This window comes from Paeniglutamicibacter cryotolerans, from assembly GCF_014190875.1.
Taxonomy (GTDB): domain Bacteria; phylum Actinomycetota; class Actinomycetes; order Actinomycetales; family Micrococcaceae; genus Paeniglutamicibacter; species Paeniglutamicibacter cryotolerans.
In genome coordinates, this window is record NZ_JACHVS010000002.1 from 175,489 (window position 1) to 197,563 (window position 22,075).

Annotated in this window: 18 protein-coding genes; 8 read left to right on the forward strand and 10 right to left on the reverse strand. The window is 66.6% G+C overall.

The features are described from left to right. Positions 1 to 7 precede the first annotated feature (7 nt). Both lipA and lipB read right to left on the reverse strand, forming a co-directional pair. The gene (lipA, locus tag E9229_RS13960) at positions 8 to 1,012 is read right to left on the reverse strand and encodes a lipoyl synthase (RefSeq protein ID WP_183512216.1); all 1,005 of its coding nucleotides are present in this window, start codon (positions 1,010 to 1,012) and stop codon (positions 8 to 10) included. After that, positions 1,009 to 1,689, reverse strand: a complete 681-nt coding sequence (gene lipB / locus E9229_RS13965; RefSeq protein ID WP_183512217.1) for a lipoyl(octanoyl) transferase LipB — start codon at positions 1,687 to 1,689, stop codon at positions 1,009 to 1,011. The genes lipA and lipB overlap by 4 nt, the downstream gene beginning before the upstream one ends. A 105-nt stretch (positions 1,690 to 1,794) precedes the next feature. Here lipB and E9229_RS13970 point away from each other — a divergent pair, with 105 nt between their 5' ends. Then, the gene (locus E9229_RS13970; protein WP_183512219.1) at positions 1,795 to 3,321 is read left to right on the forward strand and encodes a serine/threonine protein kinase; all 1,527 of its coding nucleotides are present in this window, start codon (positions 1,795 to 1,797) and stop codon (positions 3,319 to 3,321) included. A gap of 94 nt (positions 3,322 to 3,415) precedes the next feature. Here E9229_RS13970 and E9229_RS13975 read toward each other — a convergent pair whose 3' ends face one another. The 5 genes from E9229_RS13975 to E9229_RS13995 form a co-directional block, all read right to left on the reverse strand. Next, positions 3,416 to 3,850 carry an OsmC family peroxiredoxin gene (locus tag E9229_RS13975; protein WP_183512220.1) on the reverse strand — a complete coding sequence of 145 codons (435 nt, stop codon included), beginning with the start codon at positions 3,848 to 3,850 and terminating at the stop codon, positions 3,416 to 3,418. 165 nt (positions 3,851 to 4,015) lie between these two features. Continuing rightward, positions 4,016 to 4,366, reverse strand: coding sequence for a hypothetical protein (locus E9229_RS13980; RefSeq protein ID WP_183512221.1), 351 nt, complete (start codon positions 4,364 to 4,366; stop codon positions 4,016 to 4,018). Between the two features lie 173 nt (positions 4,367 to 4,539). Continuing rightward, complete coding sequence (sucB, locus tag E9229_RS13985) at positions 4,540 to 6,258, reverse strand: 2-oxoglutarate dehydrogenase, E2 component, dihydrolipoamide succinyltransferase (RefSeq protein WP_183512222.1); 1,719 nt, start codon at positions 6,256 to 6,258, stop codon at positions 4,540 to 4,542. Positions 6,259 to 6,409: 151 nt separating this feature from the next. Next, positions 6,410 to 7,789: a dihydrolipoyl dehydrogenase gene (lpdA, locus tag E9229_RS13990; RefSeq protein ID WP_183512223.1), complete on the reverse strand. Its 1,380-nt coding sequence runs from the start codon at positions 7,787 to 7,789 to the stop codon at positions 6,410 to 6,412. A 280-nt stretch (positions 7,790 to 8,069) separates the two neighbouring features. Then, positions 8,070 to 9,590, reverse strand: a complete 1,521-nt coding sequence (locus E9229_RS13995; protein ID WP_183512225.1) for a leucyl aminopeptidase — start codon at positions 9,588 to 9,590, stop codon at positions 8,070 to 8,072. A gap of 318 nt (positions 9,591 to 9,908) precedes the next feature. Between E9229_RS13995 and E9229_RS14000 the strand changes: the two genes are divergently transcribed. The 4 genes from E9229_RS14000 (at position 9,909) to E9229_RS14015 (ending at position 14,969) form a co-directional block, all read left to right on the forward strand. Then, positions 9,909 to 10,874, forward strand: coding sequence for a proteasome assembly chaperone family protein (locus tag E9229_RS14000; RefSeq protein WP_183512226.1), 966 nt, complete (start codon positions 9,909 to 9,911; stop codon positions 10,872 to 10,874). Between the two features lie 26 nt (positions 10,875 to 10,900). Continuing rightward, a complete protein-coding gene (locus tag E9229_RS14005; RefSeq protein WP_183513066.1) occupies positions 10,901 to 12,199 on the forward strand; it encodes an MFS transporter in 1,299 nt (432 codons plus the stop codon). Positions 12,200 to 12,280: 81 nt separating this feature from the next. Beyond that, positions 12,281 to 13,432, forward strand: coding sequence for a DUF4192 domain-containing protein (locus E9229_RS14010; protein ID WP_183512227.1), 1,152 nt, complete (start codon positions 12,281 to 12,283; stop codon positions 13,430 to 13,432). A 289-nt stretch (positions 13,433 to 13,721) separates the two neighbouring features. Then, positions 13,722 to 14,969 (forward strand): RNA polymerase sigma factor, encoded by a 1,248-nt coding sequence (locus tag E9229_RS14015; protein ID WP_183512229.1) that lies wholly within the window; start codon positions 13,722 to 13,724, stop codon positions 14,967 to 14,969. 293 nt (positions 14,970 to 15,262) lie between these two features. On the opposite strand, the gene E9229_RS14020 is transcribed toward E9229_RS14015, so the two are convergent. Continuing rightward, positions 15,263 to 15,487 carry a DUF7455 domain-containing protein gene (locus E9229_RS14020; RefSeq protein ID WP_183512230.1) on the reverse strand — a complete coding sequence of 75 codons (225 nt, stop codon included), beginning with the start codon at positions 15,485 to 15,487 and terminating at the stop codon, positions 15,263 to 15,265. A 201-nt stretch (positions 15,488 to 15,688) separates the two neighbouring features. Between E9229_RS14020 and E9229_RS14025 the strand changes: the two genes are divergently transcribed. After that, on the forward strand, positions 15,689 to 17,794 hold the full coding sequence (locus tag E9229_RS14025; RefSeq protein WP_183512231.1) for a DNA gyrase/topoisomerase IV subunit B: 2,106 nt from the start codon (positions 15,689 to 15,691) through the stop codon (positions 17,792 to 17,794). 91 nt (positions 17,795 to 17,885) lie between these two features. Here the strand turns inward: E9229_RS14025 and E9229_RS14030 are convergent, their stop codons facing one another. Continuing rightward, on the reverse strand, positions 17,886 to 18,836 hold the full coding sequence (locus tag E9229_RS14030; RefSeq protein WP_183512233.1) for a M56 family metallopeptidase: 951 nt from the start codon (positions 18,834 to 18,836) through the stop codon (positions 17,886 to 17,888). 31 nt (positions 18,837 to 18,867) lie between these two features. Beyond that, the gene (locus tag E9229_RS14035) at positions 18,868 to 19,239 is read right to left on the reverse strand and encodes a BlaI/MecI/CopY family transcriptional regulator (protein WP_183512234.1); all 372 of its coding nucleotides are present in this window, start codon (positions 19,237 to 19,239) and stop codon (positions 18,868 to 18,870) included. 203 nt (positions 19,240 to 19,442) lie between these two features. Between E9229_RS14035 and E9229_RS14040 the strand changes: the two genes are divergently transcribed. Next, positions 19,443 to 21,023 carry a cytochrome ubiquinol oxidase subunit I gene (locus E9229_RS14040; protein WP_183512235.1) on the forward strand — a complete coding sequence of 527 codons (1,581 nt, stop codon included), beginning with the start codon at positions 19,443 to 19,445 and terminating at the stop codon, positions 21,021 to 21,023. A 27-nt stretch (positions 21,024 to 21,050) separates the two neighbouring features. Beyond that, on the forward strand, positions 21,051 to 22,073 hold the full coding sequence (gene cydB, locus E9229_RS14045) for a cytochrome d ubiquinol oxidase subunit II (protein WP_183512236.1): 1,023 nt from the start codon (positions 21,051 to 21,053) through the stop codon (positions 22,071 to 22,073). Positions 22,074 to 22,075 lie beyond the last annotated feature (2 nt).

Sequence of the window (22,075 nt, forward strand, 5' to 3'; positions counted from 1 at the left end):
ATCAAGGTTACAAGTTGCCGACGAGGCTCGAGGCTTCCTGGCGCGTATCGCCAGAGCTGGCAATGTGCTCCAGCTCCGCCGGAATCGGCAGTCCCTTGCTGCGCATGGCTCCGGCCCACAACCGCCCGGCACGGTAGGAGGAGCGCACCAGTGGTCCGCTCATGACGCCCAGGAAGCCCATTTCCTGGGCCTCGTCCTGTAACTCGACGAACTCCTGCGGCTTGACCCAGCGCACCACCGGGTGGTGGCGCTCGGTCGGGCGCAGATACTGCGTAATGGTCAGCAGGTCGCAGCCGGCATCGACCATGTCACGCATCGCCGAGGTGACCTCCTCGCGGGTCTCGCCCATGCCCAAAATCAGGTTCGACTTGGTGATCATCCCGTTCTTCCGGCCCTGGGCGATGACATCGAGCGAGCGCTCATAACGGAAGGCAGGACGGATCGACTTGAACAGCCGCGGCACCGTCTCCAGGTTGTGCGCATAGACCTCCGGGGCGGCCGCGCAGATCTCGTTGAGGAATTCGGGCTTGCCGGAGAAATCCGGGATCAGCAGCTCGACGCCGGTGCCCGGGTTCATCTGGTGGATCCGGCGCACGGTCTCGGCGTAGAGCCAGGTGCCCTCGTCCTCGAGGTCATCCCGGGCAACGCCGGTCACCGTGGCATAGCGCAGGCCCATCTTCTTCACGCTCATCGCTACCTTGAACGGTTCGGCCCGGTCGATCGGCTGCGGCTTGCCGGTGTCGATCTGGCAGAAGTCGCAGCGCCTAGTGCACTCGGAGCCGCCGATCAGGAAGGTGGCTTCCTTGTCCTCCCAGCACTCGAAGATGTTCGGGCAGCCGGCCTCCTCGCAGACGGTGTTCAGCCCCTCGGACTTCACCAGCTTCTTGAGCTCCACATATTCGGGGCCGATGTTGACCTTGGTCCTGATCCAGTCCGGCTTTCGCTCCACCGGGGTGGCTGAGTTGCGTTGTTCGATGCGAAGCAGGCGGCGGCCTTCGGGTGCTGCGTTCATCGGATGGCTCCTTCTGGGATGACGGCGATGGTGTGGATGGCAGGGGTCAGCCGGGTCAGCAGTTCCTGCTCAATACTGTCCATGACATCGGCCGGATCGATGGCGGATCCGGCTTCGATGCTCAGGGTAGTGGTGCCGGCGTCAGTGATGCCGCAGGCGATGATCTGTTCGTAGGGGAACAGGTCGTTGGAGCAGTTCAGTGCGAAGCCGTGCATGGTGACGCCGTGATCTACCCGGATGCCGATGGCGGCGAGCTTGTTATCGCGCGCGCCGTCGGTACCCCTGACCCAGACCCCGGATCGGCCCTGGATGCGAACGCCGGTGACCCCGTAGGTGGCGCAGACGGCGATCAGCGCGTCTTCTAACCGTGCCACGTAGTCGCGGATCGCCAGGGGATCACGCAGGCGCACTATCGCGTAGCCGACCAGCTGTCCAGGCCCGTGCCAGGTCAGCTTGCCGCCTCGATCCACATCGATCACCGGGGTGCCGTCCGCGGGCAGGTCCGACGGCTCGGTACGCCGCCCGGCGGTGTAGACGGGCGCGTGTTCCAGCAAGAACACGGTGGGACCACACCCGCCAGCGCCGACTTCGTCGTGTACGCGGCGCTGCAGGTCCCAGGCCTCGCGGTAGTCCACCAGGTCCGGGGCATGGCCGATTCGTTGAAACGTGATGCTCATGGCGACCATGATAGGCAGGTAGCAGGTCGGTGGAAGAATCGCATATCGACATATTGCCTGTGGATAACGAAAGTGCGATGCCGGCAAACGGCGTAGAACTGGGTCATGGATTCATCTGATGCCCTCATGCCCACTCCGGTGGTGTCCGGATATGTGACCGAGCGGCGGCTCGGCTCCGGGGCCAGCTCCAGCGTTTATGTACTGCGCCGCCAGGGCGACGGCACCCTGCTGGCGCTCAAGCTACTTGATCCGTTGGACCCTGGGTCGGTGGCCGACGAGGCGCGGCTCGGGGTGGAGCACGAGTTCCTGCTTGCCAACTACGGGCTGGTGGACACGGACCGGGGGCAGGGATTGTTACTCAAGTACTGTCCGGGTGGATCGGCGGCCCGGTTGCTGGCGGTGCGCGGACCGCTGGGCACGGGGGAAGCCGTGACGGTATGTGCTCCGATCGCCGCAGCACTTGCCTACCTGCACTCCGAGGGAGTGGTCCACGGCGACGTATCACCGGGGAACATCCTCTTCACCGCCGAGGGAATGCCCCAGCTTGCGGATCTTGGCTTGCGCGCCGTGCTGGGCCGAGGGGCGCCCAGCGGCGGCACCCCGGGGTTCATGGCGCCAGAAACCGGTGGCGGGCAGCCAGGGCTGCTGCATCCGGCCCGCGATGTCTATGGGCTCGGAGCCGTGCTGTGGTATCTGCTGACCGGGCGTACGGCGGGAGCCACGCGACAGCGCCCGCCGCTGTCGACGTTGATGCCCGGGATCCCGGAGGAACTGGTTGAACTGATCGAGTCCTGCCTGCAGGAGGATCCGGCGTTGCGGCCGACCGCCGAGGACGTGGCCCAGCGGATCTTCACCGGCACCACGGCGCGTCCCATCGAGCTCGAGGACGTGGTCGGCCCGGAGGATTCGGGACTGATGGCAACGGTGGTTTCGGGGGAGCGGGAGGCGCGGCGGTTGCGATGGCCCACGGCCCGGCCTCGGCCTCGGAGGGTTCGCCGCGGCCGGACACCACGGACCCCGTGGGTGCCCGGAGTGGCCTTGGGCGTGCTGGCGCTGCTGATAGTTGCCGGGGCCGGACTCTGGTTGTCTTCGGGCCCGCGGATGGATGCGGCGGCGCCGATGGCTTCCGTGCCGGCGCCATCAACCGCTGCACGGCTAGGACCCCGGGCAACTGCATCGCCTTCACTGCGGCCGTCCACGCTCCCATCGCCCGTGCCATCGACCGCACCCCGCCGGAGCGCCGACAATGCCGAGGCTCCAGCACGGGCGTTGGTACGGCTCGCGGCGTTGCGCGATGAGGCGCTGGCCAGCGGAAGCGCCGTGGAGCTCGATCGCGTTCACGCGTCGGGCTCGCCCGCGCTCGCTCATGACCGGCGGACCGTGGAGGCCCTGAAAGCGCGCGGGGTGCGCTTCGTCGATTTGGAAACCGTCCTGAGCGACGTGAGGACAGCGGAATCGCCTGGAGGTGGAGTGATGATGCTGACCGCCCGTAGCGTCCAGGCGTCCTACCGGGTGGAAGACGGCCGGGGCCAGGTGCTGGCAACGTCCGATGGGCGGGGCGACAGGGTGCGCTTCGAGCTGCGCCTGTCGGAGCAGGGCTGGAAGATCTGGTCCGTGACCGCTGCGGACTGACAGGGCCCGTCGCCGGGCAGCGAAAAGGGACGCGGTGTGGTTTCCGGGATGCCAACACAGCCCGAAACCACAACGCGCCCCCCCTCGGGCCGGACTAGACCAGCACGGCGTCCAAGGTGATGCTCGGGACGGCGGCAAGTGCGACCGATACCGGGCAGCCTTCCTTGGCGGCCTGTGTGCTCTGCTCGAACTGTTCCGGGGAGATGCCCGGGATCGAAGCGGAGAGCGAGAGGCGGATCGCGGAGATCTTGGCGCCGTTGCTCGTGTCGAAATCGACCTCGGCACGCGTTTCCAGGCGCTCGGCGGTGAAGCCGGCCTCCTTGAGGATGTTGCTCAGGGCCATCGAGTAGCAGGCAGCGTGCGCGGCGGCGATCAGTTCCTCGGGGCTGGTCTTGCCCTCGGCAGACTCTGCACGGGCCTTCCAGGTTACCGGGAAGGAACCGATGCCAGAGGTTTCAAACGTGGTCTGGCCGGTTCCGGTGGCGAGGTCGCCGCTCCAGACGGTGCTAGCTGAACGGGTGGTTGCCATGCGGGCTACTCCTTCGATCGAACGTGGCGGGCCAGTCCGGCCCTTTACTTGCCATCCTAGGTGCGCCCGATCACATCGCCAAAGTGCCGCCGGTCACTGGTCGTTAAATGACGAGGGGAGACTCCGGACAGGCAGGCCGGGATCTCCCCTCGGGGAATTTCGGAATCAGTTCCAGAACACCGCGATGGCGACGTTGATCAGGGCCAGGCCACCGACTGCGTGGGCGATGCCCTTCGGGACCGTTTCGCCGTTCTTGACCTTGCGCCGGCCAAGGAAGGCGGCGACGAGGATGACGATCAGGATCAGCGTCTTGAGACCGATCTTGGCGTTGTTCGGCTGGCCGTCATCCATGTAGATCAGGCCGACCATCAGCAGGCCGGTCACCAGCTGGACCAGCGCGCCAATCCACTGCCATTGGGTCACTGTCGGGGTCTTGAAGTAGGCCAGCCAGCCGCCGACGAGGGCAGCTGCTCCGAGGATGTGCAGGAAAATGAGCAGATTGAATAGGAAGTCCATGAGCCCTAGTCTAGGGCGGTTTCAGAGGCCATGTCGAAACCGGAAGGCAGGTGCGGCTGAGGCATCGTGCGCATCATCGCGGTGCAGTTAAATGCCACGGCGGGCGGTTCCCGCCAAAGGGAAACGCCCGCCGTGGCCGGGGCTGCCGCAGGGGCCGCCCACTGGAGATGTGCCTAGAGGCCCAAATCCGATTCGAAGGCGCCCGCTTCAAGGCGTGCCTTCAGCGTCTGCAGGAAGCGTCCGGCATCGGCACCGTCGACCAGGCGGTGATCGTAGGTCAGCGACAGGTACATCATGTGGCGGACGGCGATGGTGTCGTCTCCGTCAGCGTCCGTCATGACGACGGCACGCTTCACGATGGCGCCGATGCCCAGGATGGCCACCTGCGGCTGGTTGATGATCGGGGTGTCGAAGAGCGCGCCGACCGAACCGATGTTCGTGATCGAGAACGTGCCGCCGGACAGCTCGTCCGGGCCGATCTTGTTGTTGCGCGTACGCGATGCGACATCGGCGATCTTGCCGGCCAGGCCGGCCAGGTTCAGGTCGCCGGCGTTGGAGATGACCGGAACCAGCAGGCCCTTGTCGGTGTCTACTGCAATCGCCAGGTGCTCGGCGTTGTAGTAGGTGATTTCCTGCTTGGCCTCGTCGTACTCGGCGTTCAGCTTCGGGTGCTGCTTCAGCGCCTCGGCGACCGCCTTGGCGATGAACGGCAGGAAAGTCAGCTTGGTGCCGTTGACGGCGGCGAAGCCGTCCTTGGAAGCGGTGCGCAGCTTGGCGATGCGGGTCATGTCGACCTCGTGCACCTGGGTCAGCTGCGTGGAGATGTCCAGCGACTCACGCATGCGGCGGGCGATGACCTGGCGGATCCGCGGGGCCTTCTCCGTGGTGCCGCGCAGGCTCGATGCGACGACCGGGGCCGGTGCGGCCTTGGCTGCCGGAGCGGAGGCGACCGCGGCGGCAGCGGATGGGGCGGTGACCTTGGCTGCTGCGTCGAGCACGTCCTGCTTGCGGATGCGTCCACCGACACCGGTGCCGGTGATCATGGAGAGGTCGACGCCGGACTGCGATGCCAAGCGGCGCACCAGCGGGGTGACATATCCGTCGGAAGCCGGGGTAGCTGCCGGTGACGCGGCGGCCGGAGCCTGCAGAGCCGGAGCAGCAACGGGTGCCGGGGCAGACGGTGCTGGCGGTGCTGCGACCGGAGCCGGTGCGGCAGCGGGTGCCGGTGCGGCAGCGGGTGCCGGTGCGGCAGCGGGTGCCGGTGCGGCAGCCGGTGCCGCCGGAGCTGCGGCAGCCGCCGAACCGATGATTGCCAGCACGGAGCCGACCTCGGCCGTCTCGTCCTCGGCAACGCGGATTTCCAGCAGGGTGCCGGCAACCGGCGATGGGATCTCGGTGTCGACCTTGTCGGTGGAAACCTCCAGCAGTGGCTCGTCCATCGCGACTTCCTCGCCGACCTGCTTCAGCCAGCGGGTGACGGTGCCCTCGGTGACCGATTCGCCCAGTGCCGGAAGCACGACGTCGGTGCCGGCGGCCGGTGCGGCTGCCGCCGCCGGAGCGGCGGGTGCTTCCTGGACCGGAGCGGGAACCGGGGCTGCCGGAGCCTCAACGGCCGCGGCCGGAGCCTCAGCAGCTGCCGGGGCGCCTGCGCCGGAGCCATCGCCGATGCGCACCAGTGCGGCGCCGACCTCCGCCGTCTCGTCCTCGGCCACGAGGATTTCCTCGATGACGCCGGCGACCGGCGACGGAATCTCGGTGTCGACCTTGTCGGTCGAGACTTCCAGCAGCGGCTCGTCGACCTCTACGCGGTCCCCGACCTGCTTAAGCCAGCGCGTAACGGTTCCTTCGGTGACGCTCTCGCCAAGTGCCGGCAAGTTCACGGTTTCAGACATGGTGTCCCCGTTCTCCTCAAAACTAATTCATGAATGTGCGTGGTGACCGGTGGCAAGACGCGTTCGGCCAGGGGGCGTTTTCGCCAGTTTAGTGCACGTGGGGGCCCGCTCCCGCGGACGGGGTGGCGGACCCCCACGTGCGCCGGGGTGGCTAGCCGTGCAGCGGCTTGCCGGCGAGGGCCATCGCGGCCTCGCCTAGGGACTCGTTCTGCGTCGGGTGGGCGTGGAGCAGCTGGGCCACGTCCTCCGGGTAGGCTTCCCAGTTCACGATCAGCTGTGCCTCTCCGACCTGCTCACCAATGCGTCCGCCGATGCCGTGGACTCCGACGATCGGGCCATTCTTCACACGCACCATCTTGATGATGCCTGCGGTGCCCAGGATCGAGGATTTGCCGTTGCCAGCGAGGTTGTACTCGACGACCTCGATCTGGTCTTCGCCGAACTTCTCCTTGGCCTTGGGCTCCGAGTAGCCCACCGATGCGATTTCGGGTTCGCAGTAGGTGACCTTGGGGATGTTGATGTCTTCGACCACGACCGGGTTCAGTCCGGCGATTTCCTCTGCGACGAAGATGCCGTGCTGGTAGCCGCGGTGGGCCAGCTGCAGACCCGGAACGATGTCGCCGATGGCGTAGATGTTGCCCACGCCGGTATGGCAGCGCTCATTGGCAAGCACGAAGCCACGGTCCATCGGAATGCCTTGCTCCTCGTATCCCAGACCCTGGGTGACCGGGCCGCGGCCCACGGCCACGAGGACGATCTCGGCTTCGAGCACCTTGCCATCGGCCAAGGAAACCTTGACGCCGTTGGCATCCTGCTCGACGTTTTCGAAGAACACGCCGGTGTTGAACTTGATGCCGCGCTTCTTGAACGCGCGCTCCAGGTTCTTGATGATCGAGGGATCCTCGTTCGGCACCAGCGAGGGCAGTCCCTCGACAATGGTCACGTCTACGCCGAAAGACTTCCATACGGAGGCGAATTCGACGCCGATGACGCCGCCGCCGAGAACGATGGCACTCTGCGGCAGGGTCTCCAAGTTCAGGGCCTCGGTGGAGGTCAGCACGCGGCCGCCGATTTCGATGCCCATCGTCTTGGTGGTGGAGCCGGTGGCCAGGATGATGTTCTTCCCGGAGTAGGACACGCCATCAACGTCGATGGTGTTGGGGCCGACAAGGCGGCCGTTGCCCTCGATGACGGTGACTTTCTTCATCTTCAGCAGGCCGGTCAAACCCTTGTACTTGCCGGCGACGATGCCGTCCTTGTAGCTGCGCACGGCGCCCAGGTCGATTGACTCCAGCGTCGTGTTGATGCCGTACTTGGCACCTTCACGGGCGTTATCGGCCAGTTCGGCTGAGTGCAGGAAAGCCTTGGTCGGGATGCACCCGGTGTGCAGGCAGGTGCCGCCCAGCTTGGCTTTTTCGATCAGGGCTACCGAGAACCCCAACTGTACGGAGCGCAGGGCCGCCGAGTAGCCGGCGGAACCGCCGCCCAGGATGAGCACATCAAATTCTTGCGTTGCTGCCGATTCGGCCACGTGAACGCTCCCTCGTAAGTGAGTAGGACCCCGCCATCGGCAGGGACATTCGTTTGGGTTTCCACATCGGTCCCGATCGGGCACGGCGCGGAGCTGGCTAGTGATGCTTCAGAATCACCTTAGCCCCCTCCGCGCCCGTCAGTCACACGCGGTGACGGAGCTATCGAGGTGGTGTGACGGGGATGACACTCCGCTACAAGTTGTAGAAAAAGGGCGGGTATCCGACGGGTAGCACAAGCCCGCACGTCCCGGTCAGGAACGTGCGGGCTTGTGCAGGTGCCTAGTTGCCGGCCGCCATGGCCTCGGCCAGAGCGACGAGGGTGCGGACCGAGAACCCGGTGCCGTTCTTCGGCGTGTAGCCGTAGGCGGAGCCGGTGTTGAACGCCGGGCCGGCGATGTCCACGTGGGCCCAGGGGATCTTCACCCCGTCGACCTCCCCGACGAACTCGGCCAGGAACGCCGCAGCGGTCATCATGCCGCCGTGACGCTCGCCGATGTTGGCCAGGTCCGCGACCTGTGAATCGATGGAGGCGCGCAGCTCCTCGGGGATCGGCATCGCCCAGGCGAATTCGCCGGCGCGGTCTGCAGCGTCCACCACGGCGTTGCGCAGGGTCGTGTCGCCCATGACCCCAGCGGTGCGGGTGCCCAGCGCGACCATCTGCGCACCGGTGAGCGTGGCGACGTCGATCAGCGCGTCCGGTGCGTCCGCCGAAGCGGCAACGAGCCCGTCGGCCATGACCAAGCGGCCCTCGGCGTCGGTGTTCAGCACCTCTACGGTCTTCCCGCCATAGATGGAGATCACATCACCCGGGCGCGTTGCCGTTCCCGATGGCATGTTCTCGGCCAGGCACAGCCAGGCGGTGGCCTTCACCGGCAGGCCGAGCTCGGCAATCGCCAGCACCGTCTGCAGCACGGCGGCCGCGCCGGCCATGTCCGACTTCATCTCGTGCATGGAGCCGGCCGGCTTGATCGAGATGCCGCCGGTGTCGAAGGTGATGCCCTTGCCGACCAGGGCCAGGTGCTTGGCGGCCTTGGCGGGGGAGTACTCGACCTTGACCAGGCGCGGCAAGCGGGCCGAACCACGGCCCACGCCGATCAGGCCGCCGTAGCCGTCCTTTTCCAGGCGCTTGTCATCGAGCACGGTGACCTTGACCGGCAGCGACTTCGCCGCATCCTTGGCCAGCTGGGCGAAGGACTCCGGGTAAAGGACATTCGGCGCCAGGTTGACCAGATCTCGGGTGGCACGAACCGCACGGCCCAGTACCGCGGCGCGCTTCAAGACCGCGGGCAGTGCCGGGTCGGCCGCGGCCGCCGTGGCCAGCACGGCGGCGGTCGGCGGGAGGGCCGAGGCCCGGGGGCTCTCGGAGCGGTGGGTGGCGAACGCGTAGGCGCCGAAGGAAATGCCCTCGGCCACGGCGGCCGCCTGCTCAAGCGTTTCGGCGGGCAGGGCGAACAGGACCGTCGGTACGCCGGACAGGGCGCGGGTTGCCGCACCGGCTGCGCGGCGCAGCGCCTCGGAGGTGGGGGCGTCGCCCTCGACCTTGCCGAGCCCGGTGAGCACGATGACATCGGCCAGGTGGCCGGCGCCGGCCGGCACGCGGCGCACCTCGTCCGCGGCGCCGCCCACGCCCAGAACGGAAAGCGATGCCTGCAGTGCCGCGGTGGCGGCAGCGGGGAGCGGGGAAGCCAGCAGTCGGGGCCCATCGGTGCCGCGGGCCACGCCGAGCACGAGTGCCCCGGCCGCAACGCGTTTGATGTCGAGGGAAACAGCTGTCAGCTTGAGTTCGCCGGGGTTGATCACGAGACCTGTCCTAAGTGGTAGTGGGGCTCTGATGGATTGCGGTGCGCGGCCTGCCCCGTCGATCGCCCCGCGCGCCGGGGTATTCATCCGAGCCTAGTCCGTGATCTGCGCGACGTGTCGCCCGCCGGCCCGCGCGCCGTGATTAGACTGGTTGGAAAGCAGCTGCCCGCCCGTGGCCCCCCGGTTCAATCCGGGTCCGGGGGAAGAAACCGGCGCCATCCGGAGTTGTAAGAGATCGGGACACCCCCGCGGCCCTTCCCGGTGCCGCGCCCGCGCCGGACGACCCGGCCGGAAGACCTGAAAGGAGACGTCGCCGCCATGCTTGATCCACAGTCCCTCATCAGGTTCGATGTCGAAAATCCCGATGACCCCACGCTGCAGGGCCTGGACATGATCATCGCCCTGTCAGGCCACGCCGACGCCGGCCACGCGCTGCGCCAGGTCCGACACGAACTGCTCGACGCGCTGAGCCCGCGCCTGATCGCCACGTTCGATGCCGACCAGCTGGTCGACTACCGCGAACACCGTCCCCAGGTTTCCTTCCTGGGCGACCATTTCGCCGCCTACCAGGCCCCCCGGATCGAGCTATACCGGCTCACCGATGGGCTGGAGCGCGACTTCCTCTTCCTCACCGGCCCCGAACCGGACCTGCAATGGGACCGCTTTTCCGCCGCCGTCCTGCTGCTGGCCGATGCGCTGAACGTGCGCCTGGGAGCCTCCTTCTCCGCCGTGCCGATGCCGGTGCCGCACACCCGGCCGCTGGGCGTGACGGTGCACGGGAACCGGCCGGACCTGATCGAGGGCATTTCCACCTGGAAGCCCACGGCCGAGGTTCCGGCTTCCGTCATCCAACTCATCGAACTACGGCTCATCGAGGCCGGGCGCGATGCCGTGGGTTACTCCATCCACGTTCCGCACTACCTGGCCGAGGCCGAATACCCGCAGGCCGCCGTCGCGGCGCTGGAATACCTGGGAGCTGCGCTGGAACTGGGACTACCCACAGACAGCCTGCGGGAGTCCGGCCGCCGCATCGAGGCCGAGGTCTCCGAGCAGGTAGCCTCCAACCCGGAAATCAAGCGCATGGTCGCGGCCTTCGAGCAGCGCTTCGACGAGCAGCTGCCCGATGAGGGACGCCGGTCGCTGCTGCTCGACGCGCTCGACGGGGTGCCTGACGGGGAGGAAATCGCGCTGGCGGCCGAGGCCTTCCTCTTCGGGCTCGACCCGAAGGTTATTCCACCGGCAGTCAACCCGCCCCCCGGAACCCCTCCGGTCACCAACCAGTGACTGCGGCGAAGGCGCACCTGGACTCCATGCGCTCCTGGTGGGTCTGGGGTGCCGCGGTGGCCGCCTACCTGATTGCCGTCACCCAACGCACCAGTTTCGGCGTGGCGGGACTCGAGGCCACCGAACGCTTCAACGCCACGGCGTCTATCCTGGCCACCTTCTCCGTCGTCCAGCTCGTTGTGTATGCGGGACTGCAAATCCCCGTTGGCATCCTGGTGGACCGCTGGGGCCCGCGCGCGATGATCACCGGTGGCGCCGTGCTGATGGTCGTGGGCCAGGGACTGCTGGCCATGGCCGAATCGGTCGGCGCCGGACTGGTCGGGCGCTTCTTCGTGGGAGCCGGCGACGCCATGACCTTCGTGTCGGTGATCAGGCTGCTGCCCGCCTGGTTCTCCAGCTACCGCATTCCGATGCTGACCCAGGTCACCGGCATGATCGGCCAGCTCGGTCAGCTGCTGAGCCTGATCCCCTTCGTCGCCCTGCTGCACCGGTGGGGCTGGAGCAGCGCCTATCTGTCCCTGGCCGCGCTCTCGGTTCTTGCCGCGGCGCTGGGAATCCTGCTCGTGCGCGATAGGCCGCGCGCCATCGCCCGGCCGCCGGCGCTAGCCACACCGAAATCCGGGGCGCTGCTGGCCGCCGCCTGGCGCGAGCCAGGCACCCGGCTGGGCTTCTGGACCCACTTCACCACCCAATTCACCACCAACGTCTTCCTGCTCACCTGGGGCTACCCGTTCCTGGTCTCCGGCCAGGGCGTGGCACCGGCCACCGCCTCCCTGCTGATGAGCATGTTCGTCGTGGTGGCCATCGTCTTCGGGCCGCTGGTCGGGGCAGCCACGGCGCGCTACCCGCTGCGCCGCTCCACGCTGGCCTTCGGCGTCATCGGGACGATTGCCGCCTGCTGGGCCGTGGTGCTGTTCTGGCCCGGCGGTGCACCGCTGTGGATGCTGGTCATCCTCGTTATCGCCATCGCCGTCGGCGGCCCGGCCTCGATGATCGGCTTCGACTTCGCCCGCACCTTCAACCGCCCGGGCAACATCGGCACCGCAACCGGGGTGGTCAACGTCGGCGGTTTCCTTGCCGCGCTGATCACGGTCTACGTCATCGGGTTGATCCTGGACCTGATCCAGCGCGCCGCCGGAGAGGGTGCGGAGCTCTACACGCTCGATGCCTTCCGCTGGGCCATGTCCTTCCAATTCATTCCGATGGCGGTCGGAGTGATCGGCATGCTGCTCAGCCGCCGCACCGCGCGGGCACGGATGGCGAGCAACGGCACCATCGTCCAGCCGCTGCTCGTTGCGCTCGCCCGGCGCCGGCGCCAGTCCTAGCCGGAGGATCGGGCCGGCGTTGTCCACAGCGCTGCGGGGTGCCCCTGCCGCCCTCGCCCGGGCAGCGGGATCGTGATGCCCATGACTACCTCACCCGAAACCCACTCGCTGAACCGTCCCGAGGACGTCCTCGCCTACATCCCGCACGCGCTCGGTTTCCAGCCGCGCAACAGCCTGGTGATGCTGATCCTGGAACGGAACGCGCTCAGCGCCACGCTGCGCGTTGACCTGCCGCTGCTCGGCCCCGGAGCCGACGACACCAGGATCGCCGCCCGGCACTACCTGGGCATCCTGCGCAAGGTCCAGGAGGCCACGGCGGTTTTCCTGGCCGTGTACCCACCCGAATGCGCCGATCCGCATCCCGGCCCCCTGCCCTACAGCGGGCTGGTCGCCGAGCTGGGCGACCGGCTGCGGGGTGCCGGGATCCAAGTGCGCGACGCCTGGCTGGTGGGTCCCGAAAGTTGGTACAGCTACCACTGCCAGGGGCCTGGCTGCTGTCCGGAGGCGGGCCATCCGGTTCCCGAGCTCGCGCTGACCGAAACCCACCTGCGCCTGGTCGTGGCCGGAAGCGCCCCGACTCATGAGCCCTGGGACGGATCCGGGGCTCCGGCCTGGGTAAACCGCGGCCAGATCCGCGACCACTTGGAGTTGATGCTGGCACGTTTCGCCGGCCCGCAACGCCACGAGCTGTTGCTGCGCCGCTGGGGCGACCTGCTGGCCCAGGACCCGGCGGCAGCCGAACGCCGGATGCGTTCCGATGCCGTCTTCTGCGCCTCGCTGCTTGCGACGCTGCATGAGAAGCCGGTGCGCGACATGCTGCCCTTTCTCGCTGGCCACGGGCTGCGCCCGGCCGTGTGTGCGCTCGCCGAAACAACGGCCGATGCCACACCGGGTGCCGCGGCCGCGCTGTTCAGCGGCTTCCTGCTGGGGCACAGCGAGCTGGCGCCGGACTGGCGGCGCCTGGATGGGTTCTGGTATCTCCTGCGTGATCTGCTCGGTGTGGCAGCGGGCGCGGACGAGGCGGCCCTGCTCTGCCTGCTGGCGTGGATCGAATGGGCACGCGGGCGCGGCAGCTCGGCCCTGGCGCTCCTGGGCGGCTGTCTGGCCAAGGAGCCCGGTTACCGTCTGGCAGTGCTCCTGCGCCAACTGCTTGAACAAGGTGAAATGCCCGATTGGGTGGCGGACAAGGACCGTGCATGGCATCCCGAGGCGATGCCGGCCGCCTCCGCGTGAGCCTCTCGGGACGGGCATGGTGAAAATCTCGTTGCTTAATCGGCTCCGATGCCCATGTACTACTTGAAGCGTGAGAGACTGGTAACCAGTAGACCCGGTTGGGTCCTCGTTCATGGGCTTCGGCCCGTGTTTCCCGTGCTGGACCGGTGGGGAACAAATGCTCGGTTTCAGGCGTTTTGCATTGCAGGCCCTGGGTACCGATCCGCCGTCAGGCGGGACGCGGACTTGACAGGGTCATAGTGGTGTTGCCGACAGGTGCATCGCGGACGAACCGTGAGAAAGGTATTTCGTGTCATCATCTGAGACGACCTCCAAGGCTAATGCTGCCGATCTGCCCGAGGATGAGGCATCGATGACGCCTCAGCAGAAGGCCGCCCGAACGCGTGCACGCAACAAGGCCATCAAGGACGCCGGCGGCACGGTCCCGAGCGCCAAGAAACCCGCTGCCAAGTCCAAGTCCAAGTCTGACGCCGAGGATGTCGACGGCGAGGACGTGGAGCCCGAGGACCACGACGACGACGAGTCGACCCCGGCCGCAGCCACGGTCCCCGAGGACGGTTCCAAGGGCTTCGTCCTGACCGCCGACGAGGACGATGCCCCGCAGCAGCAGGTCATGGTCGCTGGTGCCACCGCCGACCCGGTCAAGGACTACCTGAAGCAGATCGGCAAGGTCGCCCTGCTGAACGCCGAGCAGGAAGTCGACCTGGCCCTGCGCATCGAGGCCGGTCTGTTCGCCACCGAAAAGCTGCTCGCCGATGACGGCTCCATGGACAAGCGCCTGCGCTGGGACTACGAACAGATCGTCCACGACGGCAAGATCGCCAAGAACCACCTGCTCGAGGCCAACCTGCGCCTCGTCGTGTCGCTGGCCAAGCGGTACACCGGCCGCGGCATGCTCTTCCTGGACCTGATCCAGGAAGGCAACCTGGGCCTGATCCGTGCCGTCGAGAAATTCGACTACACCAAGGGCTTCAAGTTCTCCACCTACGCCACCTGGTGGATCCGCCAGGCGATCACGCGCGCCATGGCCGACCAGGCCCGTACCATCCGCATCCCGGTGCACATGGTCGAGGTCATCAACAAGCTGGCCCGTGTCCAGCGCCAGATGCTCCAGGACCTGGGCCGCGAACCCACCCCGGACGAGCTGGCAGCCGAGCTGGACATGACCCCGGAAAAGGTCGTCGAGGTCCAGAAATACGGCCGCGAGCCGATTTCGCTGCACACGCCGCTGGGCGAGGACGGCGACTCGGAGTTCGGTGACCTCATCGAGGACTCCGAGGCAGTTGTCCCGGCCGACGCGGTCAGCTTCACGCTGCTGCAAGAACAGTTGCACTCGGTGCTGGACACGCTCTCCGAGCGTGAAGCCGGAGTCGTTGCCATGCGCTTCGGCCTCACGGACGGCCAGCCGAAGACGCTGGACGAAATCGGCAAGGTCTACGGCGTGACCCGTGAGCGCATCCGCCAGATCGAGTCCAAGACCATGTCGAAGCTGCGACACCCGTCGCGCTCGCAGGTCCTGCGCGACTACCTGGACTAAAAAGCGCTGCCGGGTCCCGAGGGCCCGGCTTCAGCCGAGGCGCTGTGCCGGTGGTGGGGAATGACTCCGCCGCCGGCACCGTGCGTTAAGGCGCCGGGGCAACCGCATGGCGGCGGTACGCCGGTGCCGGCATGGACCCTGGTCCGGTCTCGTGCTGCCCCGTGGCGGTCAACCGAGCGGGCGAAGGACGAGTTAAGCGACGTGGGGGCCGCAACCGATCAAACGGTTGCGGCCCCCACGGTTGACCTGTCCGGGCCCGGTGCCATCAGCACGGCGGTACCGGGCGGATGGTGCTAATCCTCTTCGTCGATTACCGGCTTCTCGTTCAGCCGGCCCGTTTCGTCCTGCCACTCGGTGGTCAGCGGGCGGAGCTTGGCTTCCACGGCGCGGGCGTGGTGGCCGCAGAAGAACAATTCTCCACCAGAGGTCTCCAGGACCGCGCGGACGTAGGCCTGAGCCCCGCAGCGATCGCAACGATCCAGGGCATTGAGTTCCCTGGTGACTGCTGTTGCCGTCATGACGACCTCCCTCATCTAGATGTCTATTCAATAGAACCAGTTTCAACCCCGAATCCAGCCTTTTTTAAGCCACTTTCGCTCACCGCGTAGCATGATCCACGGTGAGCTGCCCCTCAGTGTGGCGCGGAAGGCTCCAAATGACGGGGCCGGGCACTACGCTTGAGTGGTCTATCCGCAGGACAACGAGGAGTAACAAAAACCGTGGCCCAGAGCTCTGACTACAACGCACGACACCTCTCGGTGCTTGAAGGCCTGGAAGCCGTGCGCAAACGCCCCGGCATGTACATCGGGTCCACCGATTCGCGCGGCCTGATGCACTGCCTGTGGGAAATCATTGACAACTCGGTCGACGAGGCACTGGCAGGCCATGGCCAGTCCATCGCGGTGATCCTGCATCCCGACGGCTCGGTGGAAATCCACGACGACGGCCGCGGCATTCCCGTCGACGTGGAACCCAAAACCGGGCTCACCGGTGTCGAGGTGGTCTTCACTAAGCTGCACGCCGGCGGCAAGTTCGGCGGCGGCTCCTACACCGCCTCCGGTGGTCTGCACGGCGTCGGAGCTTCCGTCGTCAACGCGCTTTCGGCACGCCTCGACGTCGAGGTCGACCGCGGCGGCAAGACCTACGGCATGCAGTTCCGCCGCGGCGAGCCCGGTCGCTTCATCGACGCCGGCAAGGCCAAGCCCGATGCTGCATTCGAGCCCTTCGAAAAGGAATCGGTGCTCGATGTCGTCGGCAAGGCCAAGCGCGGCGTCACCGGCACCCGGGTCCGCTACTGGGCCGACCGGCAGATCTTCACCCCCGACGCGAAATTCTCCTACGTCGATTTGCAGGCGCGCGCCCGGCAGACATCCTTCCTCGTCCCGGGCCTGAAGATCACCCTGCGCGATGACCGGCGACTTCCCGGCACCGAGGGCGAAGCCGGCCCGATCGAGGAGGTCTTCCACCACGACGGTGGCATCTCCGAGTTCGTCGAGTTCCTGGCCAACGACCCGGCGGTTACCGAAACCTGGCGGATCCACGGTTCGGGCACGTTCAAGGAGTCCGTGCCGGTGATCGACGGTTCCGGACACAGCCGCATCACCGAAGTCGAGCGCGTCTGCGAGGTCGACATCGCCCTGCGTTGGGGCATCGGCTACGAGACGAACCTGCGTTCCTTCGTGAACATCATTTCCACGCCCAAGGGCGGAACTCACCAGACCGGCTTCGAGCAGGCGCTGCTCAAGACCTTCCGCAAGGTGATCGAGGCCAATGCCCGCAAGCTCAAGGCCGGCAGCGACAAGATCGAACGCGACGATGTCGCTGCCGGACTCACAGCTGTGCTCACGGTGCGCCTGGCCGAACCGCAGTTCGAGGGGCAGACCAAGGAGATCCTCGGCACTTCCGCGGTGCGTCAGATCGTGTCCAAGGTGGTGGAGAAGGAACTGTCGGCCAAGCTGAACTCCTCGGCGAAGAACGAGAAGACCCAGTCGGCGATGCTGCTGGAAAAGGTCGTCAGCGAGATGAAGTCGCGCATCTCCGCACGCGTGCACAAGGAGACTCAGCGCCGCAAGAATGCGCTGGAAACCTCCTCGCTTCCCACCAAGCTCGCCGACTGCCGCAGCACCGACACCGAGAAGACCGAACTGTTCATCGTGGAGGGCGACAGTGCCCTGGGCACCGCCCGGCTGGCGCGCTCCTCGGACTTCCAGGCCCTGTTGCCGATCCGCGGCAAGATCCTGAACGTGCAGAAGGCCTCCGTCGCCGACATGCTCTCCAATGCCGAGTGCGCGGCGCTGATCCAGGTGGTCGGAGCCGGTTCCGGGCGCAGCTTCGACATCGCCCAGGCGCGCTACGGCAAGATCGTGCTGATGACCGATGCCGACGTCGACGGGGCACACATCCGCACCCTGCTGCTTACCCTCTTCTTCCGTTACATGCGCCCGATGGTGGAAGCCGGGCGCGTCTACGCCGCAGTGCCGCCGCTGCACCGGGTCGAGGTCATCAACCACGGCTCGAAGGAGAACGAGATGGTCTACACCTACTCGGAGACCGAGCTGCATCAGGTCCTGGACGGCCTGGAGCGGGACGGCAAACGCTACAAGGAGCCGATTCAGCGCTACAAGGGCCTAGGCGAGATGGACGCGGACCAGTTGGCCGAGACCACGATGGATCCGCGCCACCGTACGTTGCGCCGGGTCGGGTTGGAGCACGCCGAATCGGCTGAGCGGGTCTTTGACCTGCTGATGGGGTCCGATGTCGCGCCGCGCAAGGACTTCATTATTTCGGGCGCCGAGCGCCTGGAACGCGACCGCATCGACGTGTAGCGCGAATCGCCCCACCGTTTTTTGCCTGGGGAGGCGGGGGCGGCGCTGGGGCGGGGTTGCCGCGGTCCTGCCCGTCGGGCAAGGTGGAGACCTATCCGAAAAGTCCGGGGGCCAGCAGCAGGACGGTGGGTACGGCCATGAGCAAAACGGCCACGGCAAGCACCGTGGAGCGGAATCCGGCACCCAGCGCCGGTTCGGGTGTAAGCAGGCGGCTCAGCCGGGCGGAGGTGGTGGTCGGCGTGTCGATCTTCTCCCCGCCTCCGCTGACCAGCGATGCGGCGGGCAGCTGGGCCGCCCCGCTGGCCACCAGTGCGATGGCGGTGACGAGGGTCGACTTGTCCACTGAGCGCAGGGCGACGTCGTCCGCCATGATCTCGATCAGCGAGGAAACGGCGCGCTGGGCCAGTTTGGAGGTCGGCAGCCAGGGCAGCGCCGAGCGCCAGGCCGCGAACGCCCACAGTAGCAGGTGGTGGCGCTGGGCCAGATGGGTTTCCTCATGCAGCAGCACGGCGCGCAGCTCGGTCGGGGAGAGCAGCTTCATCAGGCCCTCCGACAGCACCGTGACCGACCGTGACCCGCCGGGCAGGCAGTAGGCCACCGGCGCCTCGTGGTCGATGACCAGTGTGGCTGGCCGCTCGCTGGAGGGGGAGCTGAGCAGGTGCAGCATGTCACGATGCCGGCGGCGCTGGCGGTTGATCCTGAAGTACGTCAGCCAGAGCGTGAACACCAGATGTACGGAGAGCAATGCGGCGGCACTGAGCGCAAACGCGTGCAGGATGCCAAGTGAATCAAGTGATTCCTGGCCTAGCAGGACCCTGATCAGTCCCCGCAGGCCATCGGGCAGGTTGTCGCCCAGCGGTACTAGCCCGTAACAGAGCATGGCTCCGATCATGGAGAGCCCGCCCGCCAGGGCGATGGATTGCCAGAGCACCATCGCTGCAAAAGGGGATCGGGCCGGCCAATGGGCGCGCGAAAGCATGACCGGTGCCGGCCATGCCAGCACTAAGGCCAATGCGGCCAAGAGGTAGGAAGTGAGCAGCATGCGCCGCGCCGGCCCGGGTGAGTTGTCCGGGCTATGCGCTGCGCGGTGTGTCGAGCAGGTTGCGCAGTGTCGCGGCCTCCTGTGCAGAGATCCCGCCAATGAAGCGGGCCAGCACGGCCTCGCGGTCCATGACGGTGCCCAGTGCCTCGTTCATGAGTGCAACGGTGTGCTCTTCGCGGCTGGTCACCGGCTGGTAGCGGTGCGGACGCGTACTGCGTTCGCGGGAGACCAGAGACTTCTTTTCCAGGCGCGCCAAGACGGTGAGCACCGTGGTGACGGCCAGTTCCTTGCTGTCGTCGGCGGAATCAGCGAGGCGATCGCGAAGGTCATTGGCGGTCAGCGGTTCGACGGAATCCCACAGGAGTTCCATCACCGAGCGTTCCAGGTCGCCGAGAGTGGCCAATCGATAATCCTTAGTTTGAGCAGTACAGCGATCCGGCAGGTAAAAAGCGGTTCGGTGGCACCGTGTATTGGAAGCCACAGCTTCGATTTTACCCGGCTTTTGCAAAATGTTCTACACTCGGTAGAAAGTAAAGTTCTACAGAACGTAGAACTCACGTCCGGACCACCCCGGTGCGTACCCAGAGTCCACGAGAGGTAATCCGCATGGATCCCCTGGAAATTGCCCGCTGGCAATTCGGCATCACCACCGTTTACCACTTCCTGATGGTCCCACTGACCATCGGACTGGGCATCCTCGTGGCCAGCCTCCAGACAGCCTGGTACCGCACCGGGAAGGAAGAATACCTGCGCATGACCAAGTTCTGGGGAAAACTCTTCCTCATTAACTTCATCATGGGCGTTGCCACCGGCATCGTGCAGGAGTTCCAGTTCGGCATGGCCTGGAGCGAGTACAGCCGCTTCGTCGGCGACGTCTTCGGCGCGCCGCTGGCCATGGAAGCGCTGCTGGCCTTCTTCGTCGAATCGACGTTCCTGGGCCTGTGGATCTTCGGCTGGAAGCGCCTGCCCAAGCGGGTGCACCTGGCCACCATCTGGTGCGCGACGCTGGCCACCGTCCTCTCCGCCTACTTCATCCTGGTCGCCAACTCATGGATGCAGCACCCCGTCGGCGTCGAACTAATCGATGGGCGCGCCGTGATGACCGACGCCTGGGCCGTCTTCACCAACAACACCGCACTGGTCACCCTGCCACACACGCTCTTCGGAGCCTTCGCCGTAGCCGGCGGATTCCTGCTGGGCATCGCCTGGTTCCAGCTTTACCGCAGGCGCGCGGCCGGTATCGACACGGTCGACGCGGCGGGCAGGGTCATCGTCGGCGAGGACCCGAAACTGGGCAGGAACCGCGACAAGACCGACCACGCCGTGTGGATCAAGTCCCTGCGCCTTGGCGCCATGGTCGCCTTGGTTTCCTTCCTCGGCGTCGCGTTCTCCGGACATGCCCAGGCACAGCTGATGTTCGAACAGCAGCCGATGAAGATGGCCGCCGCGGAAGCCGCCTGCCACGACGGCACCGGCTTCTCCGTGCTGTCCATCGGTTCACTGCGCGGCGGGGCGAGCACCTGTGAGGACGTCGTCGGGGTCTACGAGATCCCGGGGCTGCTCTCCTTCCTGGCCAAGAACGACTTCACCACCGAAATCAAGGGCGTCAACACGCTGCTGCCGGAGTACCAGGCCAAATACGGCACCCACCTGCCCGAGGACCCGATGTATGGGGAGCGCGCCGGCTCCGAGATCAATTACCTGCCGCTGATGGAGGTCACTTACTGGGGCTTCCGGTTGATGATCACCCTCGGCGGGATGGCCGCCGCGGCCGCAGCCGTGGCGCTATGGATCACCCGCAAGGGGACGGTGCCGAACAGCAAGTGGCTTTCGCGTCTGGCTGTCGCTGGCATCGCGGCCCCGTTCGGCGCCAACGCCGCCGGCTGGATCTTCACGGAGATGGGCCGCCAGCCCTTCGTCGTGGCGCCGAACCCCACCTTCGACGGCATCGACCAGGTCTTCATGTTCACCGCCGCGGCAGTCTCCCCGGGCGTCAGCGCGGGCGAAATGCTCTTCTCGTTGATCAGCCTCACGGCGATCTATGCGGTCCTGCTGGTCGTCGAACTGGTTCTGCTCACCCGCTACGTACGCGGCGGGGTCGCCGCAGGCATGCCCGAACTCAACGACCCGGCGGACCCGGGCGGGGACAAACACGACGACAGCGACGTGCTCGCCTTCGCCTACTAGCCCGCCGATCCGAGACAAAGGACGATCATGGATTCCCTCCCCACCCTGTGGTTCATACTCATCGCCGTACTCTGGGCCGGCTACCTCTTCCTCGAGGGCTTCGACCTGGGCGTGGGCATGCTCATGCGGCTGTTCGCCCGCAACGAGTCCCAACGCCGCGTGTTGCTCAACACCGTCGGCCCGGTCTGGGACGGTAACGAGGTGTGGCTGATCACCGCCGGCGGTGCGATGTTCGCCGCCTTCCCCTACTGGTATGCCTCGTTGTTTTCCGCGCTCTACATCCCCTTGGTCTTCGTGCTGGCCGCGCTGATCTTCCGGGCCGTGGCCTTCGAATACCGCGGCAAGGCGCGCACCCGGACGGCCAGGAACCTCTGGGACAACGCGATCGCCATCGGCTCCTTCGTGACGGCGTTCGGCATCGGCGCGATGCTTGCGCTGAGTACCACCGGATTGCCGCTGAACGCCAACGGAGACCGGGTTGGCGGTCCCTTCGCCTGGTTCACCGGGTACGCCGTGCTGGGCGGGTTGGCAGTGGTGGGTTTCTCGCTGATACATGCTCTGGCGTTCCTGTCGCTGAAGACCGACGGGGAGATCCGGGTGCGGGCCCGCGCCCTGCTGGCGCGCTGGATGCCAGTGGGGCTGCTGCCGATGGCAGGCTGGGCCATCGCCGTGGTGTTGCTCAACGGCAAGGCGCTGCCCTGGGTGCTGCTGGTGCTGGCGGTGCTGGCCGCCCTTGCCGCCTGGCTCTTTGCCCGCGCTGATGGCGAGGGCCGCACGTTCATTTCGCTGGGCCTGTTCCTGGTGCTGGGTGTCGCGACGATCTTCACCGCAGCGTTCCCGAACGTGCTTCCCTCCACCCTCGATGCCGCGTTCAACCTCACCGTCGCGAACGCTTCATCCTCGCCGTACACCTTGAAGTTGATGAGCATCGTTGCCGCGTTCGGCGTCCCGTTGGTGCTGGCCTACCAGGGGTGGACCTACTGGGTGTTCCGCAAACGCATCTCCGAGGCGCAGATTCCCGCAGCCCATCCCGTGACACCGATCGTCTAGGA

Bases quoted from the DNA above. Each gene is read 5' to 3' on its own strand.
- lipA (WP_183512216.1), bottom strand. From the start codon at position 1,012: ATGAACGCAGCACCCGAAGGCCGCCGCCTGCTTCGCATCGAACAACGC.
- lipB (WP_183512217.1), bottom strand. From the start codon at position 1,689: ATGAGCATCACGTTTCAACGAATCGGCCATGCCCCGGACCTGGTGGAC.
- E9229_RS13970 (WP_183512219.1), top strand. From the start codon at position 1,795: ATGGATTCATCTGATGCCCTCATGCCCACTCCGGTGGTGTCCGGATAT.
- E9229_RS13975 (WP_183512220.1), bottom strand. From the start codon at position 3,850: ATGGCAACCACCCGTTCAGCTAGCACCGTCTGGAGCGGCGACCTCGCC.
- E9229_RS13980 (WP_183512221.1), bottom strand. From the start codon at position 4,366: ATGGACTTCCTATTCAATCTGCTCATTTTCCTGCACATCCTCGGAGCA.
- sucB (WP_183512222.1), bottom strand. From the start codon at position 6,258: ATGTCTGAAACCGTGAACTTGCCGGCACTTGGCGAGAGCGTCACCGAA.
- E9229_RS14000 (WP_183512226.1), top strand. From the start codon at position 9,909: ATGCTTGATCCACAGTCCCTCATCAGGTTCGATGTCGAAAATCCCGAT.
- E9229_RS14005 (WP_183513066.1), top strand. From the start codon at position 10,901: ATGCGCTCCTGGTGGGTCTGGGGTGCCGCGGTGGCCGCCTACCTGATT.
- E9229_RS14010 (WP_183512227.1), top strand. From the start codon at position 12,281: ATGACTACCTCACCCGAAACCCACTCGCTGAACCGTCCCGAGGACGTC.
- E9229_RS14020 (WP_183512230.1), bottom strand. From the start codon at position 15,487: ATGACGGCAACAGCAGTCACCAGGGAACTCAATGCCCTGGATCGTTGC.
- E9229_RS14030 (WP_183512233.1), bottom strand. From the start codon at position 18,836: ATGCTGCTCACTTCCTACCTCTTGGCCGCATTGGCCTTAGTGCTGGCA.
- E9229_RS14040 (WP_183512235.1), top strand. From the start codon at position 19,443: ATGGATCCCCTGGAAATTGCCCGCTGGCAATTCGGCATCACCACCGTT.
- cydB (WP_183512236.1), top strand. From the start codon at position 21,051: ATGGATTCCCTCCCCACCCTGTGGTTCATACTCATCGCCGTACTCTGG.